The 23,581-nt window shown below is 63.0% G+C and carries 22 protein-coding genes; 12 read left to right on the forward strand and 10 right to left on the reverse strand.

From position 1 onward, the window contains the following. Position 1: 1 nt before the first annotated feature. The 3 genes from H045_RS20825 to H045_RS20835 are packed head-to-tail and all read left to right on the forward strand — an operon-like array spanning position 2 to position 2,778. Positions 2-880 carry a metal ABC transporter substrate-binding protein gene (locus tag H045_RS20825; protein ID WP_003231795.1) on the forward strand — a complete coding sequence of 293 codons (879 nt, stop codon included), beginning with the start codon at positions 2-4 and terminating at the stop codon, positions 878-880. Then, entirely contained in the window at positions 877-1,437 is a 561-nt protein-coding gene (locus H045_RS20830; RefSeq protein WP_003231797.1) for a gamma carbonic anhydrase family protein, read from the forward strand. Before H045_RS20825 ends, H045_RS20830 begins: the two co-directional genes overlap by 4 nt. 3 nt (positions 1,438-1,440) lie before the next feature. Further along, positions 1,441-2,778: a dihydroorotase gene (locus tag H045_RS20835; RefSeq protein ID WP_015373351.1), complete on the forward strand. Its 1,338-nt coding sequence runs from the start codon at positions 1,441-1,443 to the stop codon at positions 2,776-2,778. Between the two features lie 11 nt (positions 2,779-2,789). On the opposite strand, the gene H045_RS20840 is transcribed toward H045_RS20835, so the two are convergent. After that, on the reverse strand, positions 2,790-3,311 hold the full coding sequence (locus tag H045_RS20840) for a DUF3617 domain-containing protein (protein ID WP_015373352.1): 522 nt from the start codon (positions 3,309-3,311) through the stop codon (positions 2,790-2,792). A gap of 135 nt (positions 3,312-3,446) precedes the next feature. Here H045_RS20840 and cls point away from each other — a divergent pair, with 135 nt between their 5' ends. Together cls and H045_RS20850 are read left to right on the forward strand one after the other, a co-directional pair. Next, positions 3,447-4,886, forward strand: a complete 1,440-nt coding sequence (cls, locus tag H045_RS20845; protein ID WP_015373353.1) for a cardiolipin synthase — start codon at positions 3,447-3,449, stop codon at positions 4,884-4,886. Between the two features lie 140 nt (positions 4,887-5,026). Then, the gene (locus tag H045_RS20850) at positions 5,027-5,449 is read left to right on the forward strand and encodes a hypothetical protein (RefSeq protein WP_003231804.1); all 423 of its coding nucleotides are present in this window, start codon (positions 5,027-5,029) and stop codon (positions 5,447-5,449) included. Here the strand turns inward: H045_RS20850 and cfaB are convergent. From cfaB to hflK (H045_RS20890), 8 genes are all read right to left on the reverse strand, one after another. Beyond that, entirely contained in the window at positions 5,437-6,624 is a 1,188-nt protein-coding gene (gene cfaB, locus H045_RS20855; protein WP_015373354.1) for a C17 cyclopropane fatty acid synthase CfaB, read from the reverse strand. The genes H045_RS20850 and cfaB overlap by 13 nt on opposite strands. Before the next feature lie 82 nt (positions 6,625-6,706). Further along, complete coding sequence (locus H045_RS20860) at positions 6,707-7,498, reverse strand: HvfC/BufC N-terminal domain-containing protein (protein ID WP_015373355.1); 792 nt, start codon at positions 7,496-7,498, stop codon at positions 6,707-6,709. After that, positions 7,489-8,334 (reverse strand): MNIO family bufferin maturase, encoded by an 846-nt coding sequence (gene bufB, locus H045_RS20865; protein ID WP_003231810.1) that lies wholly within the window; start codon positions 8,332-8,334, stop codon positions 7,489-7,491. Before bufB ends, H045_RS20860 begins: the two co-directional genes overlap by 10 nt. A gap of 58 nt (positions 8,335-8,392) precedes the next feature. After that, complete coding sequence (bufA2, locus tag H045_RS20870) at positions 8,393-8,644, reverse strand: BufA2 family periplasmic bufferin-type metallophore (protein ID WP_015373356.1); 252 nt, start codon at positions 8,642-8,644, stop codon at positions 8,393-8,395. A 114-nt stretch (positions 8,645-8,758) separates the two neighbouring features. Further along, a complete protein-coding gene (locus H045_RS20875; RefSeq protein WP_015373357.1) occupies positions 8,759-10,639 on the reverse strand; it encodes a cation-translocating P-type ATPase in 1,881 nt (626 codons plus the stop codon). Then, positions 10,636-11,670: a protease modulator HflK gene (hflK, locus tag H045_RS20880; protein ID WP_003231815.1), complete on the reverse strand. Its 1,035-nt coding sequence runs from the start codon at positions 11,668-11,670 to the stop codon at positions 10,636-10,638. Before hflK (H045_RS20880) ends, H045_RS20875 begins: the two co-directional genes overlap by 4 nt. Beyond that, positions 11,667-12,650: a protease modulator HflC gene (hflC, locus tag H045_RS20885; RefSeq protein ID WP_003231817.1), complete on the reverse strand. Its 984-nt coding sequence runs from the start codon at positions 12,648-12,650 to the stop codon at positions 11,667-11,669. Before hflC ends, hflK (H045_RS20880) begins: the two co-directional genes overlap by 4 nt. Positions 12,651-12,662: 12 nt before the next feature. Next, positions 12,663-14,567 (reverse strand): protease modulator HflK, encoded by a 1,905-nt coding sequence (gene hflK / locus H045_RS20890; protein WP_003231818.1) that lies wholly within the window; start codon positions 14,565-14,567, stop codon positions 12,663-12,665. Positions 14,568-14,777: 210 nt separating this feature from the next. Here hflK (H045_RS20890) and H045_RS20895 point away from each other — a divergent pair, with 210 nt between their 5' ends. The 7 genes from H045_RS20895 to H045_RS20925 all read left to right on the forward strand — a co-directional run bounded on the left by H045_RS20895 (position 14,778) and on the right by H045_RS20925 (position 21,424). Next, a complete protein-coding gene (locus H045_RS20895) occupies positions 14,778-15,401 on the forward strand; it encodes a CDP-alcohol phosphatidyltransferase family protein (protein WP_015373358.1) in 624 nt (207 codons plus the stop codon). A gap of 11 nt (positions 15,402-15,412) precedes the next feature. Continuing rightward, positions 15,413-17,167, forward strand: coding sequence for a bifunctional alpha/beta hydrolase/class I SAM-dependent methyltransferase (locus tag H045_RS20900; RefSeq protein WP_015373359.1), 1,755 nt, complete (start codon positions 15,413-15,415; stop codon positions 17,165-17,167). A 2-nt stretch (positions 17,168-17,169) separates the two neighbouring features. Continuing rightward, positions 17,170-18,468 (forward strand): phosphatase PAP2/dual specificity phosphatase family protein, encoded by a 1,299-nt coding sequence (locus H045_RS20905; RefSeq protein ID WP_015373360.1) that lies wholly within the window; start codon positions 17,170-17,172, stop codon positions 18,466-18,468. Further along, the gene (locus tag H045_RS20910) at positions 18,458-18,901 is read left to right on the forward strand and encodes a hypothetical protein (protein ID WP_003231825.1); all 444 of its coding nucleotides are present in this window, start codon (positions 18,458-18,460) and stop codon (positions 18,899-18,901) included. The genes H045_RS20905 and H045_RS20910 overlap by 11 nt, the downstream gene beginning before the upstream one ends. Before the next feature lie 9 nt (positions 18,902-18,910). Beyond that, complete coding sequence (locus tag H045_RS20915; protein WP_003231826.1) at positions 18,911-19,531, forward strand: lysophospholipid acyltransferase family protein; 621 nt, start codon at positions 18,911-18,913, stop codon at positions 19,529-19,531. A gap of 1 nt (position 19,532) precedes the next feature. Beyond that, a complete protein-coding gene (locus tag H045_RS20920) occupies positions 19,533-20,465 on the forward strand; it encodes a phosphatidate cytidylyltransferase (protein WP_003231828.1) in 933 nt (310 codons plus the stop codon). A gap of 446 nt (positions 20,466-20,911) precedes the next feature. After that, positions 20,912-21,424, forward strand: coding sequence for a GNAT family N-acetyltransferase (locus H045_RS20925; RefSeq protein ID WP_015373361.1), 513 nt, complete (start codon positions 20,912-20,914; stop codon positions 21,422-21,424). Positions 21,425-21,739: 315 nt separating this feature from the next. On the opposite strand, the gene glmS is transcribed toward H045_RS20925, so the two are convergent. Beyond that, on the reverse strand, positions 21,740-23,572 hold the full coding sequence (glmS, locus tag H045_RS20930) for a glutamine--fructose-6-phosphate transaminase (isomerizing) (RefSeq protein WP_003233556.1): 1,833 nt from the start codon (positions 23,570-23,572) through the stop codon (positions 21,740-21,742). Positions 23,573-23,581: the final 9 nt, after the last annotated feature.

Here is a 23,581-nt window from a genome sequence, read left to right on the forward strand (position 1 = left end):
GATGCGCGCTCTACTCGTGCTGTTCAGCCTGCTGCTGCCGCTGTCGATGGCCCATGCCGCCGACAAACTCCAGGTGGTCACCAGCTTCAGTATTCTCGATGACATCACCCACCAGATCGGTGGCGACCACATCCAGATCAGCAACATGGTCGGCCCCGACGCCGACGCTCACACCTACGAACCCACGCCGGACGACGCCAAGGCGCTGCTCAAGGCCAAATTGATCATCAAGAACGGCCTGGGCTTCGAGCCGTGGCTGGACCGCCTGATCACCAGCACCGAAACCAAGGCCACGGTGGTCACCGCCAGCAAAGGTGTGATCTCCCACACCATGGACGAGGACGGCGAAACCATTCCCGACCCGCACGCCTGGCACAACCTGGCCAACGCCGAAATCTACGTGAACAACATCACCAAGGCCCTGATCACCGCCGACCCGGCCAACCAGGCCGACTACCAGCGCAACAGCCAGGCCTACCTGAAGGAAATCTACCGCCTGTTGGCTGAAGCCAAGACCAAGTTCGGCGCATTGCCAGCGGGTAACCGTCGCATCGTCACCTCCCATGACGCCTTTGGCTACCTGGGCCAGGCCTATGGCATTCAGTTCCTTGCGCCCCAGGGCTTGTCCACCGAGCGTGAACCCTCCGCCGCCGAAGTGGCTGCGCTGATCACGCAGATCCGCAAAGACAAGGTCAAGGCCGTGTTCATGGAAAACATCAAGGATTCGCGCCTGCTCAAGCAGATCGCCGACGAGAGCGGTGCGCAGATCGGCGGCACGCTGTACTCCGACGCCCTGGCGGCCAAAGGTCCGGCCAGCACCTTCACCGGGTTGTTCGAATACAACCTCAATACGCTTTGCGCAGCGTTGAGCACACCATGATCCGTAAAAATCCCTCAGGCGACCTGCCGGTCATTGCCGAATCGGCCTACGTCGACAAGACCGCAATCATCTGCGGCAAAGTGATCATCGGCGAGAACGTGTTCGTCGGCCCCTACGCCGTGATCCGCGCCGACGAAGTCGACGCCAGCGGCGCCATGGATCCGATTACCATTGGCGCCAACTCCAACATCCAGGACGGCGTGGTCATCCACTCCAAATCCGGTGCGGCGGTGACCATCGGCGAGTTCACGTCCATCGCGCACCGCTCCATCGTCCACGGCCCCTGCACGGTCGGCGACCGCGTGTTCATCGGCTTCAACAGCGTGCTGTTCAATTGCGTCGTCGGCGACGGCTGCGTGGTGCGCCACAACTCGGTGGTCGACGGTCGCGATTTGCCCGATGCGTTCTACGTGCCCTCCACCACCCGTATTGGGCCGAACACCGACCTGTCGCAATTCCCGCCGGTGAGTGTCAGCGCTTCGGAGTTTTCCGAAGACGTGGCCCGCACCAATGTCGATCTGGTGCGAGGTTATAAAGCCCTGCAAAACGAGTTCTGAACCATGACCCGCCTGTTGATCCGCAACGCCCGCCTGGTGAACGAAGGCCAGGCATTCGACGCCGATGTGTTGGTCGCCAATGGCCGCATCGAAAAAATCGCCGGCAGCATCACGGACTGTAACGCGCCCCTGGCGATTGACGCCCGGGGCCAGTGGCTGCTGCCGGGCATGATTGATGATCAGGTGCACTTTCGTGAACCTGGTGCGCCGGAAAAAGGCAGCTTCTACAGCGAATCACGGGCGGCGGTGGCCGGTGGCATCACCAGTTTCATGGACATGCCCAATACCCGCCCGGCCACGCTGACCCTCGAAGCCCTGGCCGACAAGAAGCGCCGCGCCGGCCTGCATTCGGTGGCCAACTATGGCTTTCATTTTGGCGTCAGCAACGACAACCTCGACACCGTGGCGGCTCTGGACCCGCGCGAAGTGGCCGGGGTCAAGGTGTTCATGGGCGCGTCCACCGGCAATATGCTGGTGGACGACCCACGCATACTCGAGCGCCTGTTCGCCGAAGTACCGACCATTCTATTGGCCCACTGCGAACACACCCCCAGCATCCTGATCAACGAACAGCGTCTGCACGCGCGGTTCGGTGACCACATTCCCGCCGTCGCCCATCCGCTGATTCGCGACGCAGAGGCTTGTTATCGCTCATCGTCACTGGCGGTGGAACTGGCCCAGCGCCACGGCACGCGCCTGCACGTCCTGCACATCACCAGCGCCCGCGAACTGGCACTGTTTGAAGACAAACCCCTGGCCGATAAACGCATCACCGCCGAAGTGTGCGTGCATCATCTGCTGTTCGATGACCGTGACTATGCACGGCTGGGCCATCAGATCAAATGCAACCCAGCGATCAAGACCCGTGCCGACCGCGACGCGCTGCGCCAGGCCTTGCTGAGTGATCGGCTGGATGTGATCGGCACCGACCACGCGCCCCACACCTGGGCGCAAAAACAGATGAGCTATCGCGAAGCGCCGTCGGGCTTGCCGCTGGTGCAGCATGCGCTGCCCGCGTTGATGGAGTTGGTGGCCGACGGCCTGCTGCCCATTACCACACTGGTGGCGAAGACCAGCCATCGGGTGGCCGACCTGTTCGCTATCCCGGATCGCGGCTACCTGCGTGAGGGCTACTGGGCCGACCTGGTGCTGATCAAACCCGAACCAGAGGGCAAGCCGGTGAGTGACGAGCCGATCCTGGCACGCTGCGGCTGGACGCCGTTCGCCGAACGCCGCTTTCGCCACAGCGTCAGCACCACCCTGGTCTCCGGTCACCTGGCGTGGCACAACGGCCAGGTAGTGGAGAGCTGCCAGGGTTTACCGCTGCATTTCCTGAGGTAGGCGCAGGCAAGTCATGCGCGAGGTTTGACGGTGCCGCAGTCATTGCCCAGCCACTGGGCGTGGCTGTCCAGGCTGCCTTTTTGCTGGATGCCGGTGGCATTGAAAGTGCCGTTGACCGTGGTAGTGAAGGCCTTCTGGCTCTGGAAGGTCGCCACGCCAGTGCCTTGGGCTTTCGGGCAGCTGAAACGGAATTTCCACTGGTTGCCGGTCTTCTCGGTGATTTGCTGCTTGCAACCAGATTGCGGGTCGGTCAGCGGGATGGAGTCGGTTGCCACCTGGGCGGGGGTGAGGCACACCTGCACGCCTTTACCGGCCATGGTAATGCCCTGCTTTTCGAGCATGGCGCGCTGTTCTGGGGTCATCTGCTGCTTGAGCTGACCCAGAATCAGCGACAGGTCCGGCAGGTCCTGGTTATCGACCTTCATATTGCTGGTGGTCAATTCCCACAAGCCCGGCGCCAGCATCTGCGCCTGTGCCGCCACCGGCAGCGCCAAACCAACAACCATGGACAAACACAGCAGACGAGCCTTCATCGGGTAACTCCTGGGTAATTGTGGGCGTTAGACGCCGCGGACGTGCCAGTGTTGCACGGCAAATAAAATAGCGACATTCGTGGCTGAACATGGTCTTTTACGCACTGCACTGGATCGTCTGGAGTATCGCCGTTCATGGATTTTTTTGGCCCGCACCTGCTCGCCTACTTCATCGCCACGCTGCATTTTTTCGGGACACTCGCCGCGATCCACGCGGTGCTGACAGTGCGCACCGCCCAAGGCTCGATCGCCTGGGCGCTGTCGCTGATGTTCATGCCATACCTCACGCTGATCCCCTACCTGATCTTCGGCCGCAGCACGTTCGATGCGTATATCCAGGCACGTCGCCAGGCCAACCAGGAAATGCACACCGCCATCAACGCGCTGAACTGGCGCCCGTGGGTCGAGGAAGCCTTGGCCGCGCGCAATTCCGCCGCTTACACCTCCCTGCGTGCCATGCCCAAGCTGGGACGCATGCCGTGCCTGGCCAATAACCAGGTGCGCCTGTTGATTAACGGCGAAGCCACCTTCAGCGCGATTTTCGACGCCATTCGCGGTGCACAATCGGCCGTGCTGTTCCAGTTCTTCATCATTCATGACGACGCGCTGGGCCGCCAGCTGCACGCCCTGCTCAAGGCGAAGGCCGCCGAAGGGGTCGATATCCATGTGCTCTACGACCGCATCGGCAGCCACGCCCTGCCCCATCGCTACGTGCAATCGCTGCGTGACGCCGGGGTCAAGGTCAAGGCATTCGCCACGCGCAGCGGCTGGCTCAATCGCTTCCAGGTCAACTTCCGCAATCACCGCAAAATCGTGGTCGTGGATGGAATTACCGGGTTTGTCGGCGGCCATAACGTGGGCGATGAATACCTCGGCAAAAAGCCGCCGTTGGCGCCCTGGCGCGATACCCACGTGCAAGTCACCGGCCCGGTGGTGGCGTGCCTGCAGGAGTCATTCGCAGAAGACTGGTTCTGGGCCGCGCGGGAGTTGCCGCCGCTGATCCTGCCGGACACCTACCCCGAAGACGGCGTGCTTTGCCAACTGCTCGCCAGCGGTCCGGCCGACCCGTATGAAACCTGCTCGCTGTTCTTCGTTGAAGCCATCCACGCCGCCACCGAGCGGGTGTGGATCACCACCCCGTATTTCATCCCCGACGAAGCCGTGTTCGCCGCCCTGCGCCTGGCGGTGCTGCGCGGCGTCGATGTGCGCGTCCTGCTGCCGTCGCGCCCGGACCATCGTATCGTGTATGCCGCGTCCAGCCTGTACGCCATCGAAGCGGTGCGCGCCGGCGTGCGCGTGTTCCGCTACACGCCCGGCTTTCTGCACCAGAAAGTGGTGCTGGTGGACGGCGAGATCAGCGCTATCGGCAGCGCGAACATGGACAACCGTTCGTTCCGTCTGAATTTCGAGGTGATGTTGCTGACGGTTGACGAGGCCTTCGCCAAGCAAGTGGAACAGATGCTGCTGGAAGATTTTGCCCTGGCCCACGAGATGAGCCTGGCAGAAAGCCGCGAGACCCGGCGCCTGCAGCAACTGGGCATGCGGATCGCGCGGCTTATTTCACCCATTCTCTAACCGCCATCACAACGTCCTGTGGGAGGGGCCTGAAATGTCAGGCAACCACACCCTGTGGCGAGCGGGCTTGCCACGATAAGCACGCTAGTCACAGAGGCGCTTTAGAATCAGGCCGTATCCCTCGATAAGGAAGGCAGACCATGCAAGGCAACGCTGTCACGATCCCTGTGGAACTGGGCGCGCCCACTTACAAAATCGATTTGCTCTACGCCGTGCTCTACGAGGCTAAACCGTTCACGGACGCCGTGCTGCTTCTATACGATAACGGCGTGTACAAAATACTCTCCCCTGGCGAGAACCATTACGGTGTCTACGTCACCAAGGGCCACGTGGACGGCGGCACCTGGGAGATGACGTTCATCTCGCTGCCCCATGCAGACTGGTACGACAACGTCGCGCTGCACACGCTCACCTTCGACAAACCGGCGATGACGTTCGGGCAGCAAGCCTATCTGCCTTCAGACCCGAACATTCCCAAGCAGCACGGCACCTTCCAGATGCACCCGAATGACATCGTCGACCCACGCGACATCGCGTGGGACGACCTGCCTCACCCGCGATAAATATCATCGCGCGTCCACGGCAGTTCATGGCTGCCGTCCGCATGGGGCTTGAGCGCAAGAATCTGATGAAGATTGATCCAGCCCCGTGCAAACGCGTACGCGCATCCGGCCAGGTACAGTCGCCAGATGCGCAGCGCCTGCTCCGGCACGACCCGCGCTGCCGTTTCCAGGTTGTCCTCCAGCCGTTCGCTCCAGTGGTCCAGGGTGCGCGCGTAGTGCAGGCGCAGGCTTTCGACGTCGACCACTTCCAGCCCCGCGTCACTGATCTCGGCGGTCATCATTGCCAGGTGCGGCAGCTCGCCGTTGGGGAACACATAACGCCCGATAAACTCACCGGCGCCCCGCCCCACCGGGCGGCCGTCGGTGTGCTTGGCAGTGATGCCATGGTTCATCACCAGGCCACCGTCACGCACCGCGCCAAACAGCGTCTTGCAGTATTGCGTGAGGTTGGCATGGCCGACGTGCTCGAACATACCCACGCTCACCACCTTGTCGAAACGCCCATCCTGGGGCAGATCACGGTAATCGAGCAGTTGCAGGTCGACCTGGCCTTCCAGCCCCTCGGCTTTCACCCGTTCGCGCGCCAGGGCCAACTGCGCCTTGCTCAGGGTGATACCGAACACGTTTACCCCGAATTCGCGCGCCGCATACCGCGCCAGGCCGCCCCAGCCGCAGCCCACGTCCAGCAGGTATTCGCCAGGCTGCAGGCGTAACTTGCGGCACAGGTGGCGAAATTTGTCCTGCTGGGCCTGGTCGATAGACTCGCTGCCGGTTTCGAAATAGCCGCAGGAATACGCCATGTCCTGGTCCAGCCATAGCTGGTAGAACTCATTGGAGAGATCGTAATGGTAGGAAATGGCCGCCGCGTCGGTAGCCTTGTCGTGGGTCGAGCGCACCGGACGAGTGCCCTCGTCATCGTCGATCAAGGCGTGACTCAGTTCGTCACACACCCGAATGACTTCGGTGATCGAGCCCTCCAGCTCGACTTTGCCCTCGACGAAGGCTTCGCCCAGCGAGTCGAGGGTGGGATGGGTCAGCTGTGTGACGACGGTGGGGTCCTTCACCACGATGGTCACACTGGGCTCGGGCCCCAGGTTGAATTCATGGCCATCCCAGAGTCGCAGACGCAGCGGTAGCTGAAGATTCTGTAAGGCCGGTGGAAGTTGCGCGAGCATGAGTAGTCCCCCTTGTTCAGAAGTCCGAATTGAGGGTAGACCATCCGCAGACAACTTAGGAGGCTATCGATTGGATAGCGGGCTACTGCGGTGCTCGGCGTTCGAGCATTCCGTCCTGTACCCACTGTTTCAACCATGTAACCGCTTGCAGTGGCGCGCCCTCTGCATAAGTGACTGCCAACTCAGTGCACAGTTCTGAAAAATTCCAGCCGGCGCCGACCATACCCGCCAGCGCGCAGGCCTCGGAGGACTCAAGGCTGCGGTAACGGCACACCTGATCGTGACGCCACACCAGGCAAATGTGCGCCCGGCTCAACGCCTGACTCTCGGCAAGACCAGAAGCGTCCCTGGCGGCGCGCCAGATCGCCACCGAATTGAAGCGACACAGTATCTGCTGCACCGTAGGCGCCAGGGTCACCTGCAAATCCGGCCAGTCTTGCGGCCGCAGTTGCGCCATGTCATCAAGCGTGAGCGGCTCACCGGCAGGCGCATCGAACGCCAGGGTAAAGGCCCATTCCAGACGCGCCAGTTCCGCCAGCGGCGCACTCTGCTCGGCCACCAAATGCTCAAGGATAAACGCCGGAAACCGCTCCCCGAGCCAGCGCAGGCTGTAGTGATCGGAGGGATAGCGACGCACGTAGGCCTGCGTCAGCGCCGCAAACTCATCGTCGCCCAGCCAATACCGGAGGGCGCTGAAGTCGTGGCGCAGCACATCCTGCAATCGTAAGAGGTAGGCGTTGTGATAAATCGCCAGGCCCGTGTGCACATCCAGCGTTGGCCCGCCCAGCAACGTGGCGGCAAAGTGGCTGTCCACCAGCGGCGTTGGCGCTGTCAGGTGCGCTTCAAAGGCCAATTGCCAGTCGATCAGGCGCATAGCGGCCTCCTGGCCAGCGCGTTGGCACCCAGTTCGCGGGCTTTGCTCAGCTCGGCGAGTAACTCGGGCAACGGTGGAAAATGATCATCGCGCTCCAGCAGGGTCGAGACTGGCCCCAGGTGCTCCAGGGTCTGTTGATACAGCGCCCACACCGGATCGCACACCGGGTGATCGTGGGTATCGACCACGTAGTCGCCGTAGTCCATATGCCCCGCCAGATGCAGTTGGCGGATGCTGTCGGGGGCCAGGTTACGAATAAAAGTCCAGGCGTCAAAGCCATGGTTGCGCGAACTCACATACACGTTGTTCACATCGAGCAGTAACTGGCAACCGGTGAGCTCGGTCAGGGCGTTGAGGAATTGCCACTCGGTCAACGTGTCGGCCCTGGCGCGCACGTAACTGGAGACGTTTTCCAGCACCAGCGGGCGCTGCAGTATGTCCTGCACCTGGCGGACGCGACCGGCCACGTGGTCCAGGCTTTCTTCGGTGTAGGGCAGCGGCAGGAGGTCGTGCAACTGGTGCGCACTGCCGCGACTCCAGCACAGATGATCGGAAATCCAGGCCGGCCGGATCCGTTCGGCGAGTCGCTGGAGGTGCTTGAGGTAATCCCCATCCAATGCATGGGGCCCGCCGATGGACAGCGACACACCGTGCATCACCAGGGGATAGCGCTCGGCAATCGCATCCAGGTAGTAGAGGGCCTTGCCACCCTGCACCAGATAATTCTCAGAGATCACTTCGAACCAATCCACGGGCGGCGATTGTTCCAGGATCTGCTGGTAGTACTCATTGCGCAGGCCCAGGCCGTAACCGAGGCTCACAGGGGAACTGGACATGGAACGCTCCTGGGCAAAGCGGCCGCAGCGATGGGGCACCGCTGCGGCTGCACTTCAATTACTTGCCGACCTTACCTTTGGCCGCGTTGCATTCAGCCTGGGTGAGGAGCTTGAAACCGTGCCCTTTGCATACACCCTGGCCCTTGCAGGCGTTCTCGGCGGTCTTGCAGTCATTCAGGCCCTTGCAGGAGGTCACGCCGTAGCATTGCACAGTGGCGTCGTCGGCTTGTACCTGGGTGGTGACGCCGGCAAACAGGCTGGCGGCGGCCAGCGCGAGGGCGGCACCGGCCGCGGTGGATTTAATGCTCATAGTTGTATTCCTCATGATCAGTGGTGAAGGTCGGAACCGATTGCTCAGTCTCGACACACCACTTGAGTGAGGCGTCCTGTCGGCGTTACAGCGACAAACAGAAAAAGCCCGACATTATTCGTCGAGCTTGGGCAGCGGTTCCTGAAAACGCAGCAAACGCCCCGCATTGCCTAGCACCAGCAAGGTGCTGAGGTTATGCAGCACTGCCGCGATCATGGCGCCCGCAGCGCCCAGCCAGCCAAACGCGGCAAACACCACAATGGCGAGGGTCCACCCCAGACCGATGATCACGTTGACCTGCAACGTACGCCGGCACTGGCGACTGAGCCGCACGCAGGTGCAGAGGCGACGCAGGTCGCTGCCGATCAGCACCACATCCGCCGAGGCCAGGGCGATATCCGCGCCACCCGCGCCCATCGCCACGCCGACCACACCCGCCTTGAGCGCCAGCGAGTCGTTGATGCCGTCGCCCACCACCATCGGCCTGAAGCCGCTGCCGATTTCGCCCAGCACACGGTTGAGCTTGTCTTCCGGCAAGGCCTGGGCTTGCACATCGCTGATGCCCACCTGCGCCGCGAGGCTGTCGGCCACGCTCTTGCGGTCGCCGGTGAGCAGCAATTGCCGGCCCAGGCCCAGCTCGCGCAGTTCCTGCAGGGCCTGGTGCGCTTCCGGCTTGACGCTGTCGGCCAGCAGCAGCCAGGCCAGGAATCGTCCGTTCAGCGCCAGCCCGGCAATCGGGCCGTCGTGACGTGGAACTGCCGTGGTCATGATGCCCAACTGCTCGAACAATTCCGGGCGCCCCAGCGCCGCTTCGCCCTCCCCGGTCTGCGCTACCACGCCGAGGCCCTGACGCTCGCGAATATCGCTCAGCGCCGGCAGCTGCGTGCCCAGCCCCGCCAACGCACGGCTGACCGGGTGACTGCTGGCCGAACCGAGACTGGCCGCCAGGTTGAGTACCGCCGCGCGGTCCGTGGAGGCGCCTTCGATGGACTGCAAGCGCAGAGTGCCGAAGGTCAGCGTGCCGGTCTTGTCGACCACCAATGAGGTGAGATCGGCCAATTCTTCCAGAAACGCTGAGCTGCGAATCAGAATGCCATGGCGCGCCGCCACCGCAATGCCGGCAATCGCCGTGGCCGGCGCCGACAGCACCAGGGCGCACGGGCACGCCGCTACCAGCACCGCGAGCATCGCCTGGGCGTCGTTGGTCACAAACCAGGTCACCGCCGCCAGCAACAGCACCAGCACCATATAACTGCCGGCATAACGCTCCAGCAACCGGGTGATCGGCGGCTTGGCGCGCTCGGCGTTCTGCATCAGGGCGATGACTTTGCCCAGGGTCGACTCATCGCCGGTGCGCGTAACCTCCAGGCGCAGCAGGCCGTCGAGGTTGATCGCGCCGCCGAACACCTGCACCCCGACCGACGCCTCCAGAGGCACCGACTCGCCGGTGATCGGCGCCGTGTCCAGGCTCGCCTGGCCCGACAACACCACGCCATCGGCGGGCACGCGGTCGCCGGCGCGCACTTCGACGATATCGCCGGTATTGAGCGTGCCGTTATCCACTTGCACGATGCTGCCATCGGCCTGCACCCGGCGCGCCTGGCTGCGGGTGAGCTTGCCCAGGGCATGAATCGCCTCTTGGGAGCCGATCACGCTGCGCTCTTCCAGCACATGTCCGAAAATCATGATGATCGGCAGCAGCGCGGCGGTCAGCAGATCGCCCGTGGCCCAGGCGCCGAGCATCGCCAGGGCAATCAATTGGTCGGTGATGCCGTGCAGGCTGGGGAAGCGCAGGCTGTACCAGGCCGAACGCATCACCGGCACGGCCACCAGCAGCGAAGCCACGCCCAGCAGCAATTGGCTGACACCGTTCTGGTCGGGGGCCCGCCAGCGCCAGACCAGGCCCAATACCAACAAGCCCAGGGCCAGCATCGCCAGGGTCAATTGTCGGGCGGCGCTGCGCTGCTCGGCGGATGTCAGCATGGAATCGCTCATCGTTCGGCGCCCTGAATGATCAAACGGGAGTCGTCCTTGGGGTCGACCGTGGTCACAGAACCGGCCTGGCCGAGGATCTTCGGCAAGCGTTCGCGGTACAGGCGCAGCAGCAGTCCAGGGTCTTTGACCTGGGCGAGGCTTGCGACCGTGGCCGTTTGCGCCTGGGCGCTGGCCAGTCGTTCGCTGGCCTGGGCATGGGCCACCTGCACCACGCGGTCGGCCTGCTGGTTGGCGGCCTGGGTCAGTTTCTCCGCTTCGGTGCGCGCATTGGCCACGGCCTTGTCGGCTTGCTGACTGGCGGTGAGCACGGCATTGAAGGCGTTGACCGCCGGGCCCGGCAGACTGGACTGCACATCGACACGGGTCACTTCGATGCCCAAGCCCAGGCCGCTGGCGGCCAACTCGGCCAGGCGCTTGTTGATGCCTTGCACCAGGTCGCCGCGCAGCCGTTCGCGGCGTTCGGCGGCGCCGTTATCGCTGCCCATCAGTTCCGGGCGCGCCACCAGGATGGTGTCCAGGTCTCGCGCGGCGGTCAGGGCCACGGCGCTGCGCGTCACCAGCCGATCCAGCGCGGGCAGCACATGATCGCCCTGCAACACGAATGCATAGGGTTCGCTGACCTTGTAGAACACTCGTACATCCAGCTGCACCACGCCGGCATCGCCGGTCAGCAGATAGCCGGAACCGGCCAGGGCGTCACTCAGTGGCGTGGCGAAGCTGGCCACGCGGTCGGCCTGCAGCGCCGCATCCGAGCGCAGCAGGTTGTCCACCCGGCGCTCGATCACGCGGTCGGCCGCCGGCAACAACACCACTTGCTCGAAAGGTTGCGGCCACGCCAGCAGCAGACCGGCGTTCTGAATGCGGTCCAGGGCGCCAAAGTGCAGCACCACGGCGCGGTTCTGCGGGTCGATCTGGCGCACATTGGAAAATGCCCAGGCCAATGCCGCCAACACGGTCACCGCGTACAGCGCGAGGAAGGTCAGGCGCCCGGCCTGGATCCACGGACCGTCCGGGCCGTCACGCTCGATCATGGCTGGACGTCCCGGGGCCCATCGACCAGCGCGCGAAAAGGCGCCGCGTCGGTGCGCAGGATGATTTTGGTGCCCGGCGTCACCACCGTGCCCAGGGTATCCAGCGAGCGCAACAGGTTGTACAGCTGGGGATTGCCGGCGTAGGCGCGCCCGTAGATCTGCGCAGCTTCGACCCGCGATTGCGCTTCGATGTCAGCGGCTTTCACCGTGGCATCGGCCTGCATGATGCGCGCGTCGCGCTCGGCCGCCGAGCGAATCTGCGCAGCCTCGCGCTTGCCCACCGCAGTGCGCTCGGTGGCGATGGTTTCGCGCTCGGCACGCATGCGGTCGACGGTGGCGGTGAGGGTCACCGAGGGCAACGTCAGCCGCTCGATGCCGACTTGCGCCACGCGCACGCCATAGGTGGTGAGCAATTGTTGATCGATCTGCTGGCGCAACTGCGCCTCGAATTCGGCGATGCGCACCTGACCGGCGTCGGTGTTGATCAGACTGGACAGGTCAAAACTGGCCGCTGTGGTTTCCAGCGCCGAACCGACGAAGGTGCGAATCTGCCGCGCCGCTTCATCGGGCTGGTTCTGCACCGCGCGCATGAAGCGCTGCACGTTATCGGCATCGCCCTGCACCTGCCAGGCCACGTAGGCCTGCACGATGATGCGCAGGCCATCGCGGGTGCCCACGTCCTGCAGGCCGCTGGAGGTTGTGCGCAAGCGCAGGTCCACCGGAATCGCCGCCTCGAACGGCGCCGGCCAGCGCCAGCCCAGGCCGGGTTCGAGCAGCACCCGCGACGGATTGCCGAAACGGGTAATCACCGTGGCTTCACCGGAGCGCACCTGCACCAGGCTCGCCGCTGCCACGGCAAACAGCACCAGCAGCGCGGCCCAGGCCATGCGCCGCCACGGGAACGGGCCCGCCGCCTGCTCATCGCCATGATGGTGATGGTGGTGATGGCCGTGATGATGATCGTGAGAATGAGCGCCCAACAGACAGACTCCTTATTGAACGGCTTTACGCGGCGCCACTGGATCGGCCGGCAAGGTAAAAGAACGCAGATCAATCGTCGGTGCGCTGTCGGCGCCCAGGCGGTGATCCAGAATCAGCAGGTTGGCGTGGGCCAGGCCCTGGCTGAGTTGGCCCAGGTACTGCTCCAGCACGAACGCCCGGCCAGCGCTGGCGTAGGCTTTTTGTTCGGCGTCAAAGCGCAGGTGTGCGGCCTGGGCGCCGGCATTCACTTCGCGGGCGCTGGCCACGGCCTGATCATGGGCGGTGCTGGCTTGCAGCAAGGCCTGATTGGTTTGCTCGCTGGCGGCACCGCGCTCGCGGGCAATCAGGGCCTGGGCACCGATCTGCGCGGCCTGCACGCCGTGATAGGCATTGGCTGCACCGGCCGGCGGGTGGATGGCTTCCACCACCGTGGCCAGAATCTCCACGCCGCTGTCGAGCTTGTGCAGGTCGGCCTGCACGCTGCGGCCGATCTCGTCGGCCAGGCGCGTGCGTTGTTCGCCGAGCAATTCGTCGAGGGTGCGCGAGGCGAAGTCGTGCACCAGGATGCGGCTGGCGGTGCTGCGGATCAGGGTCGGTACGTCGGCGCTGTTGTAGGTGGCGGCCAGCGCGGCCTGATCGCCAAGGCCGATGCGGTAGACGAAACGCACGTCCATGTTGACGATCTGGAAACCCTGTTTGTCGCCGCTGCTGCTGGCGATGACCTGGGATTTGTCATTCACATGGCTGGCGTCCCACAGGCGGTTGGCTATCGTGGGCGGTGGGCCTTCAGCCGCAGCGGGCTCGAGTGTTGCGCTCTGGCTGACGCTGGTGGCCAGCTCATGCACCACGCCGTTTTCCACCTTGATGACACGGCCCAACGGCCAGGGCAGCCCGGTATGCAGACCCGGGCCGAACACCTGCACCGGCTTGCCGAAGCGCTCATAAATCCCACGGCCTTGCAGGGGCACTTCATGCACGCCGGTCAGCGCCCAGCCTACGGCCAACACCACCAGCATCACCGGCAGAAACGCCCGGCGCATGTAGGTAAAGGCCCAGATCTGCCGCAGGTCGATGCCATAGCGGTTGTGCAGTTCGTGCTGCAAGGCGAGCAAGGGCTGGGGCGGCCAGCGCAGCAGGTCGGCGATGAAACTCTGCGCCATCAGGCGAGGTTCGAGGCGCGGCTGGCGCGGGCTGAACAGCGACAGCACGCCTCTTATCAAAAACTCCAGTGCCACCAGCGCGGGCAACACGCCCATCAGCACGGCCAGGCGCAACGGCCACACCGACTCGGCGTTGGCGAACAGCAGGCAGATCGAGCTCACCAGCAAACAACCGATGGCCACACGGCACAACTGTGCCAGGGATGAGGCTTCAGGCCATTGCGCGGCGCTTTCCTGGGCCAGGCGACGTTCGAACACCAGCAAGCCAAACGCCAGGGCCAGCCCCAGCGCAGCACCGATGCTGGCTGACTGGCCGATAGCTGCCGCAGGCAGGGTCAGGTTCCAGAACTCGACGATGCTGATCAGCGCCAACAACGCCCAACCGCACAGCCACAGGATCGGTGTGCCGATCTGGGCGATAAAGCGCTCCATCAGGCGCGCGTACCGGCCCGTCTCTTCAACCGGCACGTCAACCGGCGGTGCTTCCAGCGCCTGGGCGCGCCAGTCGGCCACCCACCACGCCGACTGCAAGCCGGCTACCAGCAGCAGCAAGGCCGAGGCGCAATTGATCAACACCACCGGCCAGATCGACAGGGGCGCAAACAATGCGACAAACAACGCCAACACCCAACCACTGACACCCAGGGCGGTGAGGCTGATACCGGCCTGCCTCAATCGACGGGCATGGAACAACCCTTGTTGAAAACGCGGCAGGCTCTCAGCCCGCGCGCCGTCAACGTCCAGATCCACTTGCATCCACTCAACGCCCGATAGCACACAGTTCGTTACGATATAACACGGGGCGTGAAATTTTTGTTCGCTAAACACCGATAATCACTTTGGGAGGGAGCTTGAGATTGCACTAAACCCCTATAAACAGGCGACATCACTGGTAGGGGCTACAAATAATCGGCACACTCCAGCACAGCTTTTCAAGGGCTCACGGACAAGGAAGCGTCATCCCCCATGATTTCGATCTATCAGCTCAAGCCACGCTTTCAGAACCTGCTGCGCCCATTGGTGCAGCGCCTCTACGACAATGGCACCACCGCCAACCAGATCACCGTGCTGGCCGGAGTGGTTTCCCTGCTGGTGGGCCTGCTGATCGCCGGGTTCGCCCAACACCTGTGGCTGTTTGCGCTGATCCCGCTGTGGATGATCGTGCGCATGGCCCTCAACGCCATCGACGGCATGCTCGCCCGCGAATTCGGCCAGCAATCGCGACTGGGTGCCTACCTCAATGAACTGTGTGACGTGATCGCCGACAGCGCGCTGATCCTGCCGTTTGCACTGATCCCCGAGGTGAGCCTGGCGCCGGTATTGCTGGTGACCCTGCTCGCTGTGTTCAGCGAATACGCAGGGGTGCTGGGGCCGATGATCGGCTCCTCGCGGCGCTATGACGGGCCGATGGGCAAAAGCGATCGCGCCCTCGTCCTCGGCGTGCTGGCCACCGGCGTGGCACTGGGCTGGCTCGGCGCTGCCGGGGTGAGCGCGGTGATGTGGCTGGTCGCCGCCCTGCTCGCCTATACCCTGGTCAACCGGGTACGCCAGGGCCTCAAGGAACACTCCGCCACTTCACCGATTGCATAAGGATTTTTGCGATGCGCGAACAGCAGGCACAGACATTCCGTACCCATGATGGCGTCGAGCTTTTCTATCGGCACTGGCCGGCCACCGCTGCAACGGATGGCGAGCTGCGCAAGGCGATCCTGCTGTTCCATCGCGACCATGAACATTCCGGGCGTATCGCCCATTTGGTGGATGAACTCGACCTGCCCGGTTTCGACTTCTTCGCCTGGGACGCCCGTGGCCACGGCCAGTCGCCTGGCGCGCGCGGTGACAGCCCAAGCTTCGCCACCAGCGCCCGCGACGTGCAGACCTTTTGCGAGCATATCGAAGCCACGTTTGGCATCGAGGCGCAGAACCTTGCGGTGATTGCCCAAAGCGTCGGCGCGGTGATTGCGGCCACCTGGGTGCATGATTACGCCCCCGACATCCGCGCCCTGGTGCTGGCCTCCCCGGCGTTCAAGGTCAAGCTGTACGTGCCCTTCGCCCGCCCGGGCCTGGCCTTGATGCGCCGGTTTCGCGGCAACTTTTTCGTCAACAGTTACGTCAAGGCCCGGTTTCTCAGCCATGACCCCGAGCGCGTGGCGTCCTACGACAGCGACCCGCTGATCACCAAGGCCATTTCGGTGAACGTGCTGCTGGGCCTGTACGAAGCGGCCGACCGCGTGGTCGCCGATGCCCAGGCAATCCAGGTGCCGACCCAACTGCTGGTCTCCGGCTCCGACTTCGTGGTGCACCGCAAGCCCCAGCAGCAGTTCTTCGACCGCCTGGGCAGCCTGAAAAAAGAGCTGCATATACTCCCCGGCTTCTTTCACGACACACTCGGCGAGCGTGATCGCGCGGTGGCAGTGAACAGCGCCAGGCGGTTTATCCTGCACAACTTCAGCCACCCGCTGGACCGCGCCTCACTGCTGGGCGCCGACAAGCTGGGCGCCACCTGCGCCGAATCCGAATCCCTGGCCGCGCCGCTGCCGCGCAATTCCCTGCGCGACCTCTATTGGCGCATGACCCGCGCCAGCATGGGCCTGGGCCAACGCCTGTCAGCCGGAGTGAAGCTGGGCTTCGACACCGGTTTCGACTCCGGCAGCACGCTGGACTATGTCTACCGCAACATGCCCACGGGCAAGGGCGGACTGGGACGGATGATCGACACCAACTACCTCAACTCCATCGGCTGGCGCGGCATTCGCCAGCGCAAAGTAAACGTCGAGGAATTACTGCGCCTGGCCATGGCCAGCTTGCGCAATGAGCAGCGCGAAGTGCGCATCGTCGACATCGCCGCCGGCCATGGCCGGTACATTCTCGAAGCCTTGCAGGGCGTGTCGCCGCTGCCGGAATCGATCCTGCTGCGCGACTACAGCGACATCAACGTGCGCGACGGTGGCACGCTGATCCGCGAGAAAGGCCTGGGGGATATCGCGCAGTTCGTCAAAGGCGATGCGTTCGACCGGGCCGACCTGGCAGCGCTTGCGCCCAAACCCACGCTGGCGGTGGTGTCCGGGCTGTATGAATTGTTCGCCGACAACGGCATGGTAAGTGGTTCGCTGGCCGGCCTGGCCGAGGCGGTGGAACCCGGTGGTTACCTGGTGTACACCGGCCAACCGTGGCACCCGCAACTGGAACTGATCGCTCGCGCGCTCACCAGCCATCGCCAGGGCCAGGCCTGGGTGATGCGCCGTCGCAGCCAGGCGGAGATGGATCAACTGGTGGCAGCGGCAGGCTTCCGCAAAATCACCCAGCGTGTGGATGAATGGGGCATTTTCACCGTGTCCCTGGCGCAGAAGCGCTGAACATGCGCGAACCCGGTTTATTCAGGCCCGCGCTGTTATGGCTGCTGCTGTTGGCACCGTTGTTCTTCAGCACTTACGGCTTCGCCACCTGGGTCACCGCCCAGCGCAGCGACGTGGGCACGCTGGTGTTCGGCTGGGAAAGCCATATACCGTTCTGGGCCTGGACCATCGTGCCCTATTGGTCCATCGACCTGCTTTACGGGTTCTCGCTGCTGCTGCCCAACACCCGCCATGAACTCAAGCAACACGCGCTGCGCCTGCTGACTACACAGGTGATCGCCGTGAGCTGCTTTCTGATCTGGCCACTGCGGTTTACCTTCGAACGGCCCGCGCTGGATGGCGTGTTTGGCTGGCTGTTCGCGGTGCTGGCCGGGTTCGACAAACCGTTCAACCAGGCGCCCTCCCTGCACATCGCGCTGCTGGTGATTCTGTGGCTCATGTTCCAGCGTCACACCCAGGGCCTATGGCGTTGGCTGGTGCATGGCTGGTTCGGGTTGATCGGTCTGTCGGTGCTGACCACTTATCAACATCACTTTATCGACTTACCCACAGGCGTCCTCGCAGGATGGCTGTGTGTATGGCTGTGGCCTGTGGAACATCCGAGTCCCCTGCTGAATGGGCGACTGGCGCGCGATCCCGCGCGTTGGTGGTTGGGTGTGCGTTATGCCGTGGGGGCGCTGGTGCTGTTCAGCCTGGCGCTCGTGTTGGGCGGCTGGTGGCTGTGGCTGGCGTGGCCGGCGTTGTCGCTGGCATTGGTCGCGTTGAATTACGGCGTGCTTGGGGCGCAGGGTTTTCAGAAGCGCGCGGATGGCCGGTTAACTCCCGCCGCACGCTGGCTGTATGCGCCGTATCTGGCCGGTGCGTGGATCAATTCACGGCTGTGGACGCGCAGGCATCCACAGGCTGATCTGATTGTGGATAACGTTTGGCTGGGGCGAATTCCCACGTCCGCTGAGCAAGCTTCGTTCAGCGCAGTGGTTGATCTGTGTGCGGAGTTGCCGATTAATCCACAGGGGCGCGCTTATCAATGCCTACCCGTATTGGACCTGATCGCCCCCACACCCGCCGAGTGCCGGCACGCCGCCGAAGCCATCGAACGCTTGCGCGCCAGCGGCCCCTTGCTGGTGTGTTGTGCGCTGGGCTATTCGCGCAGCGCTACGGCCGTCGCCGCCTGGCTGCTGCACAGCGGGCGCGCCGCCACGGTAGATCAGGCGCTGGCTATTATTCGTACAGCACGGGCCGATGTGGTCCTGCACCCCGCTCACCGACACGCTTTGGAGGGTTTGCCCCTTGCCCGCTGATATAGAACTGCAGGTCGTCGCCAGCCTGCTGCGACGTGGTCGCTCACTGGATCAGTTATCCACAGGCCTGACGCTACTCGGCGTTCTGTTTGGTCTGGCACAAGTGCTGATGGCGAGCATCTCGCCGATCTGCCTGCTGCTCAGCCTGTGGATGGTTATCTTCGGATTGCTGCAAAAATACTGGGCACTGCGTGTGGCCTTCGACGCCGACTTGTTCGCCCTGCTGGCGCGGGATACCGGGCGCACGGCCGACCTCGACCAGGCCCTGCAAGCCCTTGGCCTGCAATCGGCGAAGCGCGCCGGACGGCCCTGGATCGAACGCCGCCGAGGCGCGCTCAAACTGCTGCGCAAACAAGCCTGGCTGCTGGGCGCGCAAGCGCTGCTGACCCTGGGCGTCATCCTCGCCAGCCCCTGGCTGCCTTTCGCCGGATAAGGAATTCCCATGTTCGAACCCGTGGTCGCCACGCTGATTACATCGATGGCCCGCACCGTCACTGGCGCCCGCAGCCTGTGGCTGGGTTGCGCGCCCGTGCCGGTGCAGCGCATCTACTTCGCCAACCACAGCAGCCACGGCGACTTTGTGCTGCTGTGGGCCTCGCTGCCGCAAAACCTGCGCAAATTCACGCGCCCGGTGGCCGGCAGCGATTACTGGAGCAAAAGTGCGCTGCGCCGCTACATCATCAACCGCGTGTTCAACGGTGTGCTGATCGACCGCGAGCGCAAGGACCCTGTGGATAATCCTTTGGCGCCGATGCTCGCGGCGCTGCAAGGTGGCGACTCGCTGATCATCTTTCCGGAAGGTACGCGCAATCTTGAGGACGGCCTGCTGCCCTTCAAGAGCGGCCTGTATCACCTGGCGAAAAGTTACCCACAGGCCGAATTGATTCCGGTGTGGATCGCCAACCTCAATCGGGTCATGCCCAAGGGCCGCGTACTGCCGCTGCCCCTGCTGTGCACTACCAGCTTCGGCGCCCCGCTGCAGCTGGAAGACGGCGAAGACAAGGCGCTGTTTCTTGCGCGGACCCGCGACGCCCTGCTCGCCCTTGCCCCGGAGCATGTCTGACATGGATAGCCAAACCCTGATGTTATTCGGTGGGATCGGCGCGATCCTGGTGCTGGCCTCGCTGATCGGCCTGATCCTCAAGCTGCGCACCCGTGGCACCCCGAATGCGGTCGTGGAAAACCTCAACGCACGCATCAATGCGTGGTGGGTGATGGTGGTCGTGATCGGCATCGCCTTCTGGCTCGGCACCGCCGCCGTGATCCTGCTGTTCTATGCGGTGTCGTTCTACGCCCTGCGCGAATTTCTCACCCTCACCCCAACACGGCGCAGCGACTACCCGGCGCTGGTGGCCGCGTTCTACCTGGCACTGCCGCTGCAATACGTACTGATCTATTCCGACTGGTACGGGCTGTTCTCGATCTTCATTCCGGTGTACGTCTTCCTGCTGCTGCCGATACTCGCCTCCCTGGGCGGTGACAGCACGCACTTTCTGGAGCGCGCATCGAAAGTGCAATGGGGGCTGATGATCGCAGTGTTCTGCGTATCCTTCGTGCCCGCTCTGCTGACGCTGGATATCCCCGGCTACGAAGGTCGCAACCTGCTCTTGATCGCCTACCTGGTGATCGTGGTGCAGCTGTCGGATGTGCTTCAGTACGTCTGTGGGAAATTGTTCGGCAAACACAAGATCGCGCCGAACCTCTCACCCTCGAAAACCGTGGAAGGTTTTGTTGGCGGGATCCTGCTGTCTTCGCTGATCGGCGCGGCACTGTGGTGGACCACACCGTTCAACCCGTGGCAGTCGTTCCTGATTGCGCTGCTGATCAACCTGCTGGGGTTCGCCGGCGGAATTGTGATGTCGGCGATCAAGCGCGACCGGGGCGTGAAGGACTGGGGGCACATGATCGAAGGGCATGGCGGGATGCTGGATCGGCTGGACTCGGTATGCTTTGCCGCACCTATTTTCTTTCATTTGGTGCGGTATTGGTGGACCTGACCTCACCGTCTCCAACTCAAACGAAGATCAAAATGTGGGAGCGGGCTTGCTCGCTCCCACATTGGGGGTGTGGTGTTTTCAGGGTTTAAGCAAAGTCTGAAAAACTGTCGCAGTCAATCAGGGCGCTGCTCCGCGGATAGCTGACGGCTACGCTCACTCTCTCGCTTCTTTACGGTTGGATCAAAGTTGTCGGTGCCGATGCCGAGGTGACTCATTTGCCGAGATTTCACCGCCCTAGCCTGACTTCTCGTAAATCATTGTCTGTGCTGGATTTTTGCAGGTTTGGAGATGGGGCAGTCTTGCGTCGGCAATTGGGCCAATCTAGGGGCAGCGACAACATAAATGCCATCAGTTTTAGGTTAGGCTGGCCGGGACACGCAGACGGCCCTGGGCAGGGTGGATTAACGACATTTTTATCCGAGACACTACGCCAGTGAGGGGTGGTTATGATTCGTGATGCATTATCCCAGGATGCGAAGCGCATCGCTCAAGTCCATGTCAGTAGCTGGCAACACGCTTATCTTGATCTGATGCCCGCTGACTATTTAGCCTCGCTTAGCGCGACATTGCCTCAAAGAGAGGCCTATTGGGCCCGTACAATTGAAGGCAAAGACGCTGACGTTTTAGTCGCCGAAGTGGAGGGAGACGTTATTGGTTGGCTTTCGCTGGGCACTTGCCGTGATGAAGACACGCCCGAATCAGCATCGGGAGAAGTCATGGCGATCTACGTTTTGGCAGAATATTGGAGCAAGGGTATCGGCGCCCAATTGTGGCAGACGGGTTTTAAGCGTTTGCTTGACCAAGGTTATAAACGCATCACCTTATGGGTTTTATCTGGCAACGAAAGGGCCGTTCGTTTCTATAAGGGGCTAGGTGGAACAGAAGAGCCTGGCAGCCGTCGCACGCTGGTGCGTGGTGGCGTAACGCTGGATGAGGTGAGGTATGTTTGGAGCAATTGATTTTCCCTTACGAACACCTTACGGCATTCGACTCGCCAAATTTCGAGGGTTTCCCAGGATGTGTACGAGCCGTAATGTCGCAAACATCACATGGCACAGGCTGTTGCCGCTTGGACTTGCCCCAACCAAACCGGACACCTACCCCCGTTAAATTGATGCTGCCACCGAGCGCCTGAACTCCCTCGGCGAGCGATATTTCAAAGCGCTGTGCGGATGCTGCTCGTTGTAGTGTTCATCAAGGGAGCCAACAAGCGCTCCCCTGTGTTGCGACAGTTTTAATTCTCTAGAACCATGGGCCTCCAGGCCCATGCCGTATTACTCCACCGTCACCGACTTGGCCAAGTTACGCGGCTGGTCAACGTCGGTGCCTTTAAGCACTGCAACGTAGTACGACAGCAATTGCAGCGGGATGGTGTAGAGGATCGGCGACAGGGTGTCGTGGATGTGCGGCATGTTGATGACGTGGGTGCCTTCGCCGTTGGTCATGCCGGCTTTTTCGTCGGCGAACACGATCAGTTGGCCGCCACGGGCACGGACTTCCTGCAGGTTGGACTTGAGCTTTTCCAGCAGTTCGTTGTTCGGCGCGACGGTAACCACCGGCATGTCGTCGTCCACCAGGGCCAGCGGGCCGTGCTTGAGCTCACCGGCTGGGTAGGCTTCGGCGTGGATGTACGAGATTTCCTTGAGTTTCAGCGAGCCTTCCATCGCCACCGGGTACTGTGCACCACGGCCGAGGAACAGGGTGTGGTTCTTGTCGGCGAACAGTTCGGCGACTTTTTCCACGGTGCTGTCCATCGCGAGGGCTTCGCCCAGACGGGTCGGCAAGCGGCGCAGCTCTTCCACCAGCATGGCTTCGACGCCTTCGCCGAGGGTGCCGCGCACTTGGCCCAGGGACAGGGTCAGCAGCAGCAAGCCGACCAGTTGGGTGGTGAACGCCTTGGTGGAGGCCACGCCGATTTCGCGACCGGCCTGGGTCAGCAGCGTAAGGTCGGATTCACGCACCAGGGAGCTGATGCTGACGTTGCAGATGGCCAGGCTGGCGAGGAAGCCCAGCTCTTTGGCGTTGCGCAGGGCGGCCAGGGTGTCGGCTGTTTCGCCGGACTGGGAGATGGTCACGAACAGGGTATCGGGCTGCACCACCACTTTGCGGTAGCGGAACTCGCTGGCGACTTCGACCTGGCAAGGGATGCCGGCCAGTTCTTCCAGCCAGTAACGCGCGACCATGCCAGCGTGGTAGCTGGTACCGCAGGCGACGATCTGCACGTTGCGCACTTTGGCGAACAACTCGGCGGCTTGCGGTCCGAAGGCGTTGACCAGCACCTGGTTCTGGCTCAGGCGACCTTCGAGGGTGCGTTGCACCACGGAAGGCTGCTCGTGGATTTCCTTGAGCATGAAGTGGCGGAACTCGCCCTTGTCGGCAGCTTCGGCGCCGTCGCGGTATTGCACGGCTTCACGCTCGACCGAGTTGCCGTCCACGTCCCAGATCGCCACGCTTTCACGGCGGATGTCGGCGATATCACCTTCTTCCAGGTACATGAAACGGTCGGTGACCTGGCGCAGGGCCAGTTGGTCGGAGGCGAGGAAATTCTCGCCCAGGCCCAGGCCGATAACCAGCGGGCTGCCACTGCGAGCGGCAACCAGGCGGTCGGGTTGTTTTGCGCTGATCACGGCCAGGCCATAGGCGCCATGCAGTTCCTTGACCGTGGCCTTGAGGGCAGTGGTCAGGTCGCTGTGGTCCTTCAGTTTGTGGTTGAGCAGGTGGGCGATGACTTCAGTGTCGGTGTCCGAGGTGAACACGTAGCCCAGGCCCTTGAGCTGGTCGCGCAGTGCTTCGTGGTTCTCGATGATGCCGTTGTGCACCACAGCCAGATCGCCGGAGAAGTGCGGGTGCGCGTTGCGCTCGCACGGCGCGCCGTGGGTGGCCCAACGGGTATGGGCGATGCCCAGGCGGCCGACCAGCGGCTCACCGGCCAGGGCCTGGTCCAACTCGCTGACTTTGCCCGGACGGCGCATGCGCTCCAGCTGGCCGGCATTGGTGAAGACCGCCACGCCAGCGCTGTCATAGCCGCGGTATTCCAGACGCTTGAGGCCTTCAATGAGGATAGCGGTAACGTTACGTTCGGCGACGGCGCCTACAATGCCACACATGGTATTTCT

The sequence above is a fragment of the Pseudomonas poae RE*1-1-14 genome (assembly GCF_000336465.1).
GTDB lineage: Bacteria > Pseudomonadota > Gammaproteobacteria > Pseudomonadales > Pseudomonadaceae > Aquipseudomonas > Aquipseudomonas poae.